15 protein-coding genes are annotated in these 13,570 nt (G+C 71.7%); 14 read left to right on the top strand and 1 reads right to left on the bottom strand.

What is annotated here, in order from left to right; translation table 11 throughout:
* The first annotated feature begins 19 nt into the window (after positions 1–19).
* The 9 genes from ASD11_RS05480 (at position 20) to ASD11_RS05520 (ending at position 7,958) form a co-directional block, all read left to right on the top strand.
* Positions 20–1,777: an ABC transporter ATP-binding protein gene (locus ASD11_RS05480; RefSeq protein ID WP_235503248.1), complete on the top strand. Its 1,758-nt coding sequence runs from the start codon at positions 20–22 to the stop codon at positions 1,775–1,777.
* Positions 1,770–3,662 (top strand): ABC transporter ATP-binding protein, encoded by a 1,893-nt coding sequence (locus ASD11_RS05485; RefSeq protein ID WP_082554184.1) that lies wholly within the window; start codon positions 1,770–1,772, stop codon positions 3,660–3,662. The genes ASD11_RS05480 and ASD11_RS05485 overlap by 8 nt, the downstream gene beginning before the upstream one ends.
* Positions 3,659–3,997 carry a phosphoribosyl-AMP cyclohydrolase gene (gene hisI / locus ASD11_RS05490; RefSeq protein WP_082554185.1) on the top strand — a complete coding sequence of 113 codons (339 nt, stop codon included), beginning with the start codon at positions 3,659–3,661 and terminating at the stop codon, positions 3,995–3,997. The genes ASD11_RS05485 and hisI overlap by 4 nt, the downstream gene beginning before the upstream one ends.
* Positions 3,994–4,587: a Trp biosynthesis-associated membrane protein gene (locus ASD11_RS05495; protein ID WP_056284343.1), complete on the top strand. Its 594-nt coding sequence runs from the start codon at positions 3,994–3,996 to the stop codon at positions 4,585–4,587. The genes hisI and ASD11_RS05495 overlap by 4 nt, the downstream gene beginning before the upstream one ends.
* 114 nt (positions 4,588–4,701) lie before the next feature.
* Complete coding sequence (locus ASD11_RS05500) at positions 4,702–5,895, top strand: glycosyltransferase family 4 protein (protein WP_056284346.1); 1,194 nt, start codon at positions 4,702–4,704, stop codon at positions 5,893–5,895.
* Entirely contained in the window at positions 5,892–6,566 is a 675-nt protein-coding gene (locus ASD11_RS05505; protein WP_056284350.1) for a hypothetical protein, read from the top strand. The genes ASD11_RS05500 and ASD11_RS05505 overlap by 4 nt, the downstream gene beginning before the upstream one ends.
* A complete protein-coding gene (locus ASD11_RS05510) occupies positions 6,563–7,330 on the top strand; it encodes a sugar transferase (RefSeq protein ID WP_082554187.1) in 768 nt (255 codons plus the stop codon). Before ASD11_RS05505 ends, ASD11_RS05510 begins: the two co-directional genes overlap by 4 nt.
* Before the next feature lie 8 nt (positions 7,331–7,338).
* Positions 7,339–7,539 (top strand): HGxxPAAW family protein, encoded by a 201-nt coding sequence (locus tag ASD11_RS05515; protein ID WP_056284357.1) that lies wholly within the window; start codon positions 7,339–7,341, stop codon positions 7,537–7,539.
* Positions 7,540–7,679: 140 nt separating this feature from the next.
* The gene (locus ASD11_RS05520; RefSeq protein WP_056284361.1) at positions 7,680–7,958 is read left to right on the top strand and encodes a DUF2752 domain-containing protein; all 279 of its coding nucleotides are present in this window, start codon (positions 7,680–7,682) and stop codon (positions 7,956–7,958) included.
* 24 nt (positions 7,959–7,982) lie between these two features.
* Here ASD11_RS05520 and ASD11_RS05525 read toward each other — a convergent pair whose 3' ends face one another.
* Complete coding sequence (locus ASD11_RS05525; RefSeq protein WP_056284364.1) at positions 7,983–8,798, bottom strand: hypothetical protein; 816 nt, start codon at positions 8,796–8,798, stop codon at positions 7,983–7,985.
* Positions 8,799–8,903: 105 nt separating this feature from the next.
* Here ASD11_RS05525 and trpC point away from each other — a divergent pair, with 105 nt between their 5' ends.
* From trpC to ASD11_RS05550, 5 genes are all read left to right on the top strand, one after another.
* Positions 8,904–9,710: an indole-3-glycerol phosphate synthase TrpC gene (gene trpC / locus ASD11_RS05530; RefSeq protein ID WP_056284366.1), complete on the top strand. Its 807-nt coding sequence runs from the start codon at positions 8,904–8,906 to the stop codon at positions 9,708–9,710.
* 103 nt (positions 9,711–9,813) lie between these two features.
* Positions 9,814–11,052: a tryptophan synthase subunit beta gene (gene trpB / locus ASD11_RS05535; RefSeq protein WP_056284369.1), complete on the top strand. Its 1,239-nt coding sequence runs from the start codon at positions 9,814–9,816 to the stop codon at positions 11,050–11,052.
* Positions 11,052–11,849, top strand: a complete 798-nt coding sequence (trpA, locus tag ASD11_RS05540) for a tryptophan synthase subunit alpha (RefSeq protein WP_056284373.1) — start codon at positions 11,052–11,054, stop codon at positions 11,847–11,849. The genes trpB and trpA overlap by 1 nt, the downstream gene beginning before the upstream one ends.
* Entirely contained in the window at positions 11,849–12,721 is an 873-nt protein-coding gene (lgt, locus tag ASD11_RS05545) for a prolipoprotein diacylglyceryl transferase (protein WP_082554189.1), read from the top strand. The genes trpA and lgt overlap by 1 nt, the downstream gene beginning before the upstream one ends.
* A gap of 77 nt (positions 12,722–12,798) precedes the next feature.
* Entirely contained in the window at positions 12,799–13,527 is a 729-nt protein-coding gene (locus tag ASD11_RS05550) for a VIT1/CCC1 transporter family protein (protein ID WP_056284376.1), read from the top strand.
* Positions 13,528–13,570 lie beyond the last annotated feature (43 nt).

Raw genomic sequence — 13,570 nt, forward strand, 5'->3', positions numbered from 1 at the left:
GACCCGGCGCGGTTTCGCCGTGCTCGGGATCGGCATCGGTCGCGAGCGGTTCATGTTCGCCCTGGCGGTCGTCTTCTCCTTGCTCTTCGGGCTCATGACCGTGGCCGACGCCTGGGTGCTGGGCTATGCCACGGACCACGTGATCCGCCCGTCGTTCGATCGCGGCGACATCACCGACGGCACGCTCTGGGTGGCGATCGGTCTCTTCATCGCCGTCGCGTTGCTGAGGACCGTGGGTGTGGTGGGCCGCCGGCTCGCCGGCGGCATCGTCTTCTACCGGCTCGTGGCCGCCGACCGCCGCCGCGTCACCCGCAAGTACCTCGAGCTGCCGCTGTCGTGGCACCAGTCGCACCCCACGGGGCAGCTGCTCTCCAACGCGAACGCCGACGTCGAGGCCATCTGGAGCGTTTTCATGCCGCTCCCCATGGCCCTCGGCGTCCTCGCGATGCTCGTGGGCGCCGTCGCCACGATGCTCGTGGCCGACGCCGTCCTCACGCTCGTGGGGCTCGTCGTCTTCCCCGCACTCTTCGCCATCAACATCGTGTACCAGCGGTGGCAGGGCCCGCGCATGGCGCACGCACAGAGCCTGCGCGGCGACGTCTCGGCCATCGCCCACGAGTCCTTCGACGGTGCGCTCGTCGTCAAGAGCCTCGGCCGCGAGGACGACGAGACCCGCCGGTTCGCCGCGGCCGCCGAGCGCCTGCGCGACGCCAACATCGGCGTCGGACGGATCCGCGCGGTCTTCGACCCCGTGCTGGAGGCGCTGCCCAACCTCGGGATCCTGGCCGTCCTGCTCCTCGGTGCGCTCCGGGTGGAGTCCGGTGCCGCCGAGCCCGGCGACGTCGTGCAGATCGCCTTCCTCTTCACGGTCGTGGCCATGCCGGTGCGCGCCATCGGCTGGGTCCTGGGTGAGCTGCCGCGCAGTGTCGTGGGCTGGGACCGCGTCCGCACGGTCCTCGACGACGACGCGCACATGCCGTACGGCACCCGCGCCCTCGCCGGTGAGGGTCCCGTCGCGCTGCGGGTCGACGACCTCGGGTTCTCCCACGAGCCGCTGGCCGACGGGGGAGTGCCGGTCCTGTCCGACCTCTCCTTCGACGTGGCCCCGGGCAGCGTCACCGCGGTCGTGGGGGCGACGGGCAGCGGCAAGAGCACGCTCACCTCGCTGGTCACCCGGCTCGTCGACCCGGTCACCGGCACGGTGAGCCTCGACGGAGTCGACGTCCGCGACCTCAGCCACGCCGGGCTGGCGGCGTCGGTGGCCCTCGTCCCGCAGTCCACGTTCCTCTTCGACGACTCGGTCCGCAGCAACGTCACCCTCGGCGCCGAGGTCGACGACGACGCGGTCTGGGACGCGCTGCGGGTCGTGCAGGCCGAGCGCTTCGTGTCGGCCCTGCCCCACGGACTCGACACCGAGCTGGGCGAGCGCGGCACGAGCCTCTCGGGCGGGCAGCGCCAGCGGCTCGCTCTGGCCCGCGCCCTCGTGCGCCGTCCCCGCCTGCTCGTCATGGACGACGCCACGAGCGCGCTCGACCCCGACGTGGAGCAGCGCATCCTGCGTGCGCTCGCCGACCAGACGGCCGACGGCACCGGCCCGAGCGTGCTCGTGGTCGCCTACCGCAAGGCCACCATCGCGCTGGCCGACACCGTCCTGCACCTCGCCGACGGCCGGATCGTCGGCCGCGGTCCCCACGACGAGCTGCACGCGAGGTCGGCGGCCTACCGCGACCTCGTCGACGCCTACGACCAGGCCCGCGAGGAGGTCGACCATGAGTGACACCGACGCCCTCGACGGGGTCCTGCCCGTGCCCGAGGAGATCGAGCGCGAGGGCAGCCTCGCGATCATCCGCAGGGGCCTCTCCCTCTCGCCCGCCATCACGCAGGGCATCTGGCTCACCGCGGTGCTGTCCGCGCTGGGCACGGTCGGCAGCGCCGTCGTCCCCATCGTCGTGCAGCGCGCCATCGACGACGGTCTCGGCGGCAGCGAGACCGGCAGCGGCGCTGTCGACGTCGGCCGCATCGGCATGTACGTCGGGGTCACGCTCGTCGTGCTCCTGCTCACCGGCATCGCTGCGTCGTTGTCCAAGGTGCGCATCTTCACCGCGAGCGAGCGAGGTCTCGCCGAGCTCCGCGTCCGCGCGTTCCGCCACGTGCACGACCTCTCGATGCTCACCCAGAACACGCAGCGCCGGGGCTCGCTCGTCTCGCGCGTCACCTCCGACGTCGACCAGATCTCGCAGTTCCTGCAGTTCACCGGCCTCATCATGATCGTGAGCGTCGGCCAGATGATCGTCGCGACGATCGTCATGGCGTTCCTGTCCTGGCAGCTCACGATCGTCGTGCTCGCCAGCTTCGTGCCCCTCGTGCTCCTCCTGTCCACGTTCGCGGAGCGCATGTCCCGCGCCTACGACCGTGTCCGGGCGACGGTGGGCGAGCTGCTGGCCGTCGTGGGGGAGCCCGTGGTCGGCGCCTCCGTGGTGCGTTCCTACGCCATCGAGGAGCGCACCCAGCGCCGCATCGACGATGCCATCGACACCAACTACCGCGCCAACGTGCGCGCCCAGACCATCGTCTCGGTCACCTTCGCGTCGGCCACCGTGGTGGCGGGCATCGCCAACGCGGCCGTCCTGGGTGTCGGCCTCTGGCTGGGCCTGCTGGGCGACCTCTCGCTGGGCACCGTGATCGCCTTCATCTTCCTCGTCGGGCTCTTCGTCGGGCCGGCGCAGATGGCCACGCAGGTCATCACCGACGCGCAGAACGCCGTCGCCTCCTGGCGTCGGGTCATCGAACTGCTCGAGACGCCGGCCGACGTCGTGGACCCGGGTCCGGGTGGCGAGCGGCTGGCCGACGGCGACCTGGGCGCGCGGTTCCGCCACGTCACGTTCCGCTACCCCGACGGCCCGGTGGTGCTCGACGACGTCGACGTCACCATCGCGCCGCGGCAGCGGGTCGCCGTGGTGGGGGAGACGGGCTCGGGGAAGACCACGTTCGCCAAGCTCCTGACGCGCCTCATGGACCCGGTCGAGGGCGCTGTGCTGCTCGGCCGCGACGACGAGTGGACCGACGTCTCCCGGGCGCCGTTCGACGACCTGCGCCGGCACGTCGTGATGGTCCCGCAGGAGGGCTTCCTGTTCGACGCCACCCTGCGTGAGAACCTGCTCTACGGCCGCAGCGACGCCACCGATGCCGAGCTCGTGGCGGTCTTCGACGACCTCGCGCTCACCGACTGGTTCCGAGCGCTGCCGCACGGCCTCGACGCCCGTGTGGGCCAGCGGGGCGAGGCGCTGTCGGCAGGCGAGCGCCAGATCGTCGCGCTCGTCCGGTCGGCGCTGGCCGACCCTGACTTCCTCGTGCTCGACGAGGCCACGAGCGCCGTCGACCCGCAGACCGAGCTCCGCGCCACCCGGGCGCTCGAGAGGCTTCTCGACGGCCGCACCAGCGTCACGATCGCGCACCGCCTGAGCACGGCCGAGAACGCCGACCGCGTCCTCGTCTTCGACGCCGGTCGCCTCGTGGAGGACGGCTCGCACCGCGAGCTCGTCGCCCTCGGCGGCACCTACGCGCGGCTGCACGCCAGCTGGGTGGCTCAGCAGAAGCTGGCACCGGGCGCGGTGGGTGCGGGCTCCGCGGGTGGGGGCGCAGTGGGAGGATCGGGTTCGTGACCTCCCTCGACCCAGCCGTCGCCGCACGGCTCAAGCGCGACGGCGCCGGCCTCGTGCCCGCCGTGGTGCAGGACGCGTCCACCGGCGCTGTGCTCATGCTGGGCTGGATGGACGACGAGGCGCTGCACCGCACGCTCACCACCGGCCGCGGCACGTACTGGAGCCGTAGCCGCCAGGAGTACTGGGTCAAGGGCGAGACCTCGGGCCACACGCAGGCCGTGCGCGAGGTCCGCCTCGACTGCGACGGCGACACGATCCTGCTCACCGTCGACCAGCACGGGCCGGCCTGCCACACCGGTGACACCACGTGCTTCGACGCCGATCGGCTGCTGTGAGCGCGCGGCTGCCCGCTCGGGAGAAGCTGCTGGTCCCCGTCGTGCTCGGACTGCTCGTCGCGGGCGGCGGAGCGTTCCTCGCCCTCTCCAGGACGTGGCAGCGTGCCGACGTCCAGGCCTCCGGCGCACCGTCGGACCGTGTCGAGGTCACGGGCACGGCTGCGTACCCGGCGGCCACGGCCCTGGCCCTCGTGGTCCTCACGGCCGGTCTCGCGATCCTCGCGGCCGGTCGCCGCACGCGCCGGGTCGTGGGTGTCCTGGTCGTGCTCGTCTCCGTCGGGGCGCTGGTCATGCTCGTCCCGGGCGACGACTCGCTCGACTCCGCCCTGCGCGAGGCGGTCGAGAAGTCGCCGTCCTTCACGGGCGGCAACCAGCCCGACTCCGTGGTCACCACGGGGTGGATCTTGGTGGCGTGGGCCGGGTTCGTGCTGGCAGCGGTCCTCGGTGTCGTCGCAGCCCTGCACGGTGGGCGCTGGTCCACCATGAGCGGACGCTACGACGCGCCGGGTGCGCGTCGTCCCGACGTCGACCCCGACGACCCGATGGACCTCTGGAAGGCGCAGGACCGCGGGGACGACCCCACCGCATGAGCACCTCGGCGCACTTCCGTGACAGATCGTCCGTAACCCCTGCCGCCGGACTTTCGTTGTTCGGGGCAATGAGGGTCTCGGAACCCTCGCGACTCGGGATGCGGAGGTTGCTGGATGAAGGTCGTCGTCCATGACTTCAGCGGACACCCGTTCCAGGTCCAGCTGAGCCGCGAGCTCGCCCGCCGAGGCCACGACGTCGTCCACTCCTCCTGCGCCGCCTACGTCTCCGGCAAGGGCCGACTCGAGGCCGAGCCCGGTGAGACCCTGCGGTTCGAGACCGTCGGCGACGGGATCGTCTTCGACAAGGAGCGCTTCGTCCACCGCCTGCTCATGGAGCTGCGGCTCGGCATCGATCTCGTCAAGCACGTGCGCCAGGAGCGTCCCGACGTCGTCCTGCTCTCCAACGTGCAGATCCCCACGCTCACGCTCTTCGCCTTCGTGATGATGTTCCTGCGGACGCCGTGGGTGCTCTGGCACCAGGACGTCTACTCCGTGGCGGTCCGCGCCTTCGCCGGTGAGAAGCTCTCCAAGGCCTTCGGGGTCGTGGCCTGGGGCTTCGAGGTCGCCGAGCGGTTCTCCTCGCGTCGCTCCCGGGCGATCGTCGTCATCGCCGACTCGTTCGTGCCGGTCCACGAGGGCTGGGGGACGGCCGACAAGGTCACCGTCATCCCCAACTGGGCCCCGCTCGACGAGATCGTCCCCCGCGAGCGCAAGAACGACTGGGCCGTCGAGCACCAGCTCGACGACACGTTCACGCTGCTGTACTCGGGCACCCTCGGCCTCAAGCACGACCCGGGCCTCCTCGTGCAGCTCACGAAGGCGGTCCAGGAGCGCGGACGCGACGCCCGGCTCGTCGTCGTGAACGACGGACCTGCCGTCGAGCTCATCCGCGACCTGGCGGCCCGTGAGTCCGTGCCCGTGACCCTGCTTCCCTTCCAGCCCTACGAGCGCCTCCCCGAGGTCCTCGCCACCGGCGACGTCCTCGTGGTGCTCCTCGACCAGCAGGCGGGCGCGTTCTCGGTGCCGTCCAAGACCCTGTCGTACCTCTGCGCCGGTCGCCCCGTCGTCGGCCTCATGCCGGCCGAGAACTCGGCCTCCGACCTCATCAGGTCCACCGGCGGCTTCGTTGCACCGCCGTCGTCGGACTCGGTCCCCGCCGTCGCCGACTGGGTCGCCGACCTGATGGACGAGCCCGACCGCCGCGACGAGGTCGGCCGGGCGTCCCGCGAGCTCGCCGAGCGCGAGTTCGCCCTCGAGACGTGCGGCGACGCGTTCGAGAAGATCCTCCTCGAGAGCGCGCGCCGATGAGTGCGCCCACCCCGGTCCGCGTCGTCCTCGGCTCCGGCACCCGGCTCGGCCGGGCCGTCCTCGCCGGTTCGCAGAGCCGCGACGTCCGCCCCGTCGCCACGAGCTCGCGTCCCGTGCCGGCCCCTTCGGCCGCCGAGCTGCTGAGCGACTCCGAGGGGCCCGTCGAGCTCGTGGTGTGCGCGCTCGGACCCGTCCACCCCACCGAGGCCCGCTCCGCCGACGACATGGCGGCCTTCCAGCGCGACCTGGGTGTCGTGGCCGGCGTGCTCGACGAGGCCGGCGACCGTCCGGTCTCCGTCGTCCTCGTCTCCACCGTCATCGCCCTGGCCCCGGGCGACGACCGCCGCTACTACGGCGGCTGGAAGAACCTGGTGGAGGGCGAGCTGCGCGACCTCGTCGCCGCCCACGGACGCCACGCCGGCCTGGCGGTGCTGTACCCCGGCCGACTCGTCGAGTCCGGCTCGGTCCTGCACGCCACCTACGGGCGTCTCGCCGCCCGCATCGACTCCCTCCTGGCCGGACGGTCGGCCTCGGCCGTCGTCGGCCTCGACGCCCGGGCCTGGCTCGCCGTCGCCGCGCTGCGCACCGTGCTGCGCTCCCTGCTCCCCGGCCGTTCGGCCGTTCGACCCCCCGTCCCTGTCTCCTCCTCCGAGAGCCGGTCCGTCGCATGATGAAGAAGCGTCTCCTCGATCTCGTCCTGACCGTCGTCGGAGCCCTCGTGTGGGTCCCTGTGGTCCTGCTCGTCGGCCTGGCCATCGCCATCACGTCGGGCCGTCCGGTCCTGTACCGCTCGGTGCGGCGCATCTCGCGCGACGAGGAGCGGCGCATCGTGAAGTTCCGCACCATGATCAAGAACGCCGACAAGATCGCCAACCGCGACACCGTCCCCGTCGAGAAGCAGCAGCGGTTCCTCAACATCGCCCCCGACTCGCCGCTCTACACGCCGGTGGGCCGCAAGGTCGAGCGCTTCGCCCTCACCGAGCTTCCGCAGTTCCTGCACATCCTTCGCGGCCACATGAGCATCGTCGGCAACCGACCGCTTCCCGAGAACGTCATGGCGTGCCTGCGCGAGGAGTACCCGCACGCCGACGACCGCTTCCTCACGCCCGCCGGACTCACCGGTCCTGCGCAGCTCGTGGGACGCGACGCGCTGACCGACGACGAGCGCCTCACGCTCGAGGGCGCCTACTGCCGCGCGGCGCTCACGGGCTACACGTTCCGTCTCGACCTGGCCATCCTCTTCGCCACGATCTTCGGGGTGCTGGGCATCACGAAGGGCCTGGACTACAACGGTGTCATCGAGCTCATCGAGCGCCACACCCGCCGCGCCCGCGTGACGGCCGACGCGTTCGAGCCCGCCCCCGCCCTGACGCGGACCGAGTTCGGCGACGCGGTGCCCGACGGGTACGCTGACGTCGACTCGAACATCGCCTGAGGAGACTCATGTCGCACGGAAGCTCGCCCGCCGCCTGGACCGCCGTCCTGCTGGCTCTGCTCGGCATCACCATCGGCGGTATCGCGCTCATCCCTGAGCCGCACTGGGTGCTCTTCACCATCGGCACGGTCATCGCCGTGCTCGCGGCTCCGATCGGCAAGGTCATGGCGTCGCTCGGCTACGGCGTCGATCGCGCGCCCGGCCACTGAGCTCACCTCTCGCCCAGCGCTCAGGAGCTCGGCTCCTGCGCGAGCCCCTGCTCCTGGGGCTCGGTGCCGCTGCGGCGGTCTCCGCGCTGGCACTGCGCGATCCTCACGTCGAGGGCTCGTGGGGCTTCTGCCCCTTCCTGGTGCTGACCGGACGGCCGTGCCCCGGGTGCGGTGGCCTGAGGGCCGTCAACGACCTGGTGCACGGCGAGGTGGCCGCGGCGATCAGCAGCAACGCCGTCGTCGTGGTGGCGATGGTCGCGGCCGGAGCGGCATGGCTCGTGTGGCTGGCGCGGCGCGCCTCCGGACACGACGTGCCGTGGGTCGAGGTGACGCCTCGGCTCGTCGTCCTGCTGGCCACGGTGCTCGTGGTGTTCGGGGTCCTGCGCAACACGCCCTGGGGTGCCTGGCTCGCCCCCTGACGGGAGCGAGCCAGGACCGGTCACTCAGAGCGCGGCGACCGGCTGACCCCGGAAGCGCCGGTAGGCGTACGCCGAGGACAGCGCCACCACGGGGTAGGCGACGATCACGCCGATGATGAGGGCGCAGAAGCCCACCACGATGACGAGGAAGCTCAGCAGCGCGAGCAGCAGGGCGTCGCCGAGGTTCGACGACACGAGCTTCACGCTGTCGCCGATGGCCTTGAACGGTGAGCCGGCGTCGTCGTCGACCACGAAGTTCGTCGTGAAGTAGGTGAGGAACAGCACGATGAGGCCGGGGATGATGAGCAGCACGAACCCGATCACCGTCAGGATGCTCACCGCGATCGACGCCACCACCACGGACACGAGGTTGATGCGTCCGAACGCGCCGAAGAAGTCGAAGCCCCGCCCGTCCACGACGTCGAGGGCTGCGCGGGCGAAGGCGGCGGACAGGAACAGCACCACGATCGTGGACAGGAGGTTCAGCAGCACGTTGGCGAGGCTGAAGCTCTGCGCCGTCTCGGCATCGAAGCCTCCGCCGATCACGAACCCTGCGGCTGAGAAGGCGACGTTCACCAGGATGACGACGAGCGCTGCGAGGAGGATGGGCCCGACGTTGGCCGTGAACGCCTTCCAGCCCCACGCGATGGCGTCGGGTGCGCTGAACGGCTGCTGGAACCCACCGGGTCCGCCGGGCGGTTGCGGCGGGGGCGGCGGGTAGTCCGCCCCGGGAGGCGGAGGCGGAGGTGGGGGCGTGGAGCCGTAGCTCGGCAGGCCCGAGGTGGAGGAGGAGTCGTCGGGCTGGTCGCCCGGGTACGGCGGCGGCTGGTTCGTCGTCATGGCCTGACCCTAGTGAGAAAAGGCCGTCCCGGCACCCCCGCACGTCGCCCGTCCGGACGGGTCTATCCTGGGGGCTCACCGGTTTCCCGAGGGGAGGGCTCACCCATGACGGTCTTGGACGACATCCTCGACGGCGTGGCCCAGGACCTCGCGGTCCGCATGGAGCAGACGTCGCTCGACGACCTCAAGCGCCGTGCCGAGCGTCTCGACCCCGCGCTCGACCCCATGCCCGCGTTCCGTGCCGACGGGGTCTCGGTCATCGCCGAGGTGAAGCGCTCCAGCCCCAGCAAGGGCGCCCTGGCCAGCATCAAGGACCCGGCGGCTCTCGCGGGCGACTACGCCGCCGGTGGCGCCGCAGCCATCAGCGTCCTCACGGAGCAGCGCCGCTTCGGTGGCACCCTCGAGGACCTCAAGGCCGTCCGTGCCCGCGTCGACGTCCCGGTCCTGCGCAAGGACTTCATCACCACCTCCTACCAGCTGTGGGAGGCCCGGGCTGCTGGCGCCGACATGGCGCTGCTCATCGTGGCCGCCCTCGAGCAGCCGGCCCTGGAGAGCCTCATCGAGCGCGCCCGCTCCATCGGTCTCACGCCGCTCGTGGAGGTCCACGACGAGCCCGAGGTGACGCGCGCCCTCGAGGCGGGCGCCGACCTCATCGGCGTCAATGCCCGCAACCTCAAAACGCTCGAGGTCGACCGCGACACCTTCCAGCGCCTCTCGCCGCTCATCCCGGCGTCGGTCGTCAAGGTGGCCGAGTCCGGGGTCCGCGGGCCGCACGACGTCATCGAGTACGCCCGCGCCGGCGCGCACGTCGTGCTCGTGGGTGAGACCCTGGTGCGCGGCGACGACCCGCGGGCCACGGTGGCCGATCTCGTTGCTGCCGGGTCCCACCCCGCCCTGCAGCACCGGGGCTAGGCGTCCCGCTGACCGCCGGCGAGCGGGCCACCGTCCCGGGGGAGCGCCGCCAGGTCCCCCGTGTGTTCGCTCGCGATCGTTCTCTTCCTAACGAGGTACAGGCATGACCACGTACATCCAGCCCGACGCCACCGGTCACTTCGGCCGCTTCGGCGGACGCTTCATGCCCGAGGCGCTCGTGGCCCCGCTCGACGAGCTCGACCGCGCCTGGACCGAGGCCCAGGCCGACCCGGTGTTCGCAGCCGAGCTCGCCCGGATGCTGCGCGAGTACGCCAACGTGCCCAGCCCGCTGTACGAGGCCTCGCGCTTCTCCGAGCGCGCCGGTGCCCGGATCCTGCTCAAGCGCGAGGACCTGAACCACACGGGCGCCCACAAGATCCGCAACGTGCTGGGGCAAGCTCTGCTGGCCAAGCGCATGGGCAAGCCCCGCGCGATCGCCGAGACCGGTGCGGGCCAGCACGGCGTCGCCTCCGCCACGGCGTGCGCCTACCTCGACATCGACTGCACCGTCTACATGGGCGAGGTCGACACCGAGCGCCAGGCCCTCAACGTCGCCCGCATGAAGATGCTGGGCGCCGAGGTCATCTCGGTCACCACGGGCAGCCGCACCCTCAAGGACGCCATCAACGAGGCCCTGCGCGACTGGGTCTCCTCGGTCGAGCACACGAGCTACCTCTTCGGCACCGCAGCCGGGCCGCACCCCTTCCCCTCCATGGTCCGCGACCTCACGCGGGGCATCGGCGACGAGGCCCGCGCCCAGGTCCTGGAGCTGACGGGCTCGCTGCCCGACGCCGCGGTGGCCTGCGTGGGCGGAGGTTCCAACGCCATCGGCCTGTTCACCGCGTTCCTCGACGACTCGGACGTCAAGCTGCTCGGCGTCGAGGCCGGCGGTGACGGCTACGAGACCGGTCGCCACGCAGCGCCCATCACGGCAGGCGAGGTCGGCGTGCTCCACGGCGCGCGGTCGTACCTCCTGCAGGACGAGGACGGCCAGACGTTGGAGTCGCACTCCATCTCCGCCGGTCTGGACTATCCGGGCGTCGGCCCGGAGCACTCGTTCCTCGCCGAGACCGGCCGCGCGCAGTACGTCCCGGCCACGGACGCCGAGGCGATGGCAGCGTTCGACCTGCTCTGCAAGACCGAGGGCATCATCCCGGCCATCGAGTCGGCCCATGCCCTGGCCGGGGCCCTGCGCCTGGCCGAGGAGCTGGGCCCCGACTCCACCATCCTGGTCAACCTCTCCGGTCGCGGTGACAAGGACGTCCACACGGCGGCCGAGTACTTCGGGCTGCTCGAGCAGAGCATCGAGCTCGACGACGATGCCGTGGACGGGACGGCCTGATGTCGCGGATCGACGACCTGTTCGAGCGCACGCGCGCCGAGGACCGGGCCGCGCTGGTCGGCTACCTGCCCGCCGGCTTCCCCGACCTGAAGACCTCCATCGCGGCGGTCGAGGCTCTCGTCGAGGGCGGGGTCGACCTCGTGGAGGTCGGCCTGCCCTACAGCGACCCCGTCATGGACGGGCCCACCATCCAGGCGGCGGCCGAGACGGCCATCGCGGCCGGTGTCCGCACGAAGGACGTCTTCGAGGTGGTCCGGGCCGTGGCCGACGCCGGGGCCGTCGCGGTCGTCATGACGTACTGGAACCCGGTCGAGCGCTACGGCGTCGAGCGGTTCGCCGCCGAGCTCGTCGCCGCCGGGGGAGCGGGCCTCATCACGCCCGACCTCATCCCCGACGAGGCCGGCGAGTGGGAGGCAGCCTCGCGCACCCACGGCCTCGACCGCATCTACCTCGTGGCCCCGTCCTCCACCGACGAGCGCCTGGCCATGACGGCCGAGGCCGCGAGCGGCTTCATCTACGCCGCCGCAGTCATGGGTGTCACCGGTGCCCGCGAGCAGAGCAGCTCGCTCGCACCCACCCTGGTGGGACGCCTCCGCGAGGTCACCGACAAGGCCGTCGGCGTCGGGATCGGCGTGAGCAACGGCGAGCAGGCCCACGAAGTTGCCGCCTTCGCCGACGCCGTGATCGTCGGCTCGGCCATCGTGCGTCGCGTCCTCGACGCCGAGACACCCGAGGCCGGCGTCGACGCCGTCCGTGAGCTGGCGCGCGAGCTGCGTGCCGGAGTGGAACGTTCCTGATGGTGCACACGGTGCTTCCGGCCTTCATCCCCAGCCCTTCCGAGGGCGTGTGGCACCTGGGCCCGTTCCCCCTGCGTGCCTACGCACTCGGGATCATCATCGGCGCGCTGCTCGCCATCTGGATCGGCGAGCGCCGCTACGTGGCCCGCGGCGGCCGTGCCGGCCTGGTCGGCGACGTCGCCATCTGGGCCATCCCGTTCGGCATCGTGGGGGCCCGGGTCTACCACGTGGCCACCGACCCCGAGCTGTACTTCGCCGAGGGTCGCAGCGCCGTGCGCGCTCTGTACCTCTGGGAGGGCGGACTCGGCATCTGGGGCGCCATCGCCGGCGGAGCGCTCGGTGCCTGGATCGCGTGCCGGCGCTACGGCGTCCCGCTCTCGGGTGTGGCCGACGCCCTCGCCCCCGGCCTCCTCGTGGCCCAGGCCGTGGGGCGCATCGGCAACTACTTCAACCAGGAGCTCTTCGGCAAGCCCACCGAGCTTCCGTGGGGCCTCAAGATCGACGACGTGAACCGTCCGGCGGGCTACGAGCAGTTCGCCACGTTCCACCCCACGTTCCTCTACGAGCTGCTGTGGAACCTGGGAGCGGCGCTGCTGCTCGTGCTGATCGACCGTCGGGTCAAGCTCACGGCCGGTCGCGCCTTCGCGCTCTACGCCATGCTCTACACCGCGGGTCGGTTCTGGATCGAGCAGCTGCGCATCGACACCGCCAACACCATCGGGCCGTTCCGGCTCAACGTGTGGACGTCGATCATCGTCTTCGTGCTCGCCCTCGCCTACTTCCTCTGGGCGCGGCGCAAGGAGGACCGGACCGGCGACGTCGAGCCGGCCGGCTCGGACGAGGACGCGGACGAGACCACGTCCGCCTCCTGACCCTTCCGACGCGGCCCGGGGGTTTGAGCAGCCTGGCCTTCGATGACGCGGCGCCCGGAGAGGTCTAGTTTCGAGCCATGAGCGCGACCGACGACCTTCCCGAGCTCGAGAAGATCCAGCACGAACATCCCGACGTCACCGGCGGCTGGCTGCGGCCCGCCGTCTTCGGTGCCATGGACGGACTGGTCTCCAACTTCGCCCTCATGATGGGCGTGGTCGGCGGAAGCTCGGCCGACGACACGAAGCCCGTGGTCCTGGCCGGACTGGCCGGTCTCGCGGCGGGCGCGTTCTCGATGGCGGCGGGGGAGTACACGTCGGTGGCGAGCCAGCGCGAGTTCGCTCTCGCGCAGGTCGACATCGAGCGCCAGGAGATCCTGCACAACGAGGCGGCCGAGGAGGCCGAGCTCGCGGTCATGTTCATCGACAAGGGGATCGACGAGTCCACCGCCCGTGAGATGGCGCGCGAGGTCCATGAGGACCCCGAGAACGCGGTGAAGGTGCATGCCCGCGAGGAGTTCGGCGTCGACACCGACGACCTCGCGTCGCCGATGCTGGCCGCGGTGTCCTCGTTCTTCTCCTTCGCCGTGGGCGCCGTCATCCCGCTGCTCTCCTACCTCGTGGGGGTCGAGGTGGCGTGGCCCGCCATCGTGCTCTCCCTCGTGGGGCTCTTCGCGTGTGGTGCCGTGGTCACCCGCGTGACGGCTCGCTCCTGGTGGTTCGGCGGCCTGCGCCAGCTCGTGCTGGGCGCGGCCGCGGCCGGTCTCACGTACCTCGTGGGCGAGGCCGTCGGCGCCTCCCTCGGCTGAGTCCCCGGCGGTTAGGCCCACCTTCCTCGTCGGCGCTGCGAAG

Source organism: Aeromicrobium sp. Root495, assembly GCF_001426755.1.
Lineage (GTDB): Bacteria > Actinomycetota > Actinomycetes > Propionibacteriales > Nocardioidaceae > Aeromicrobium.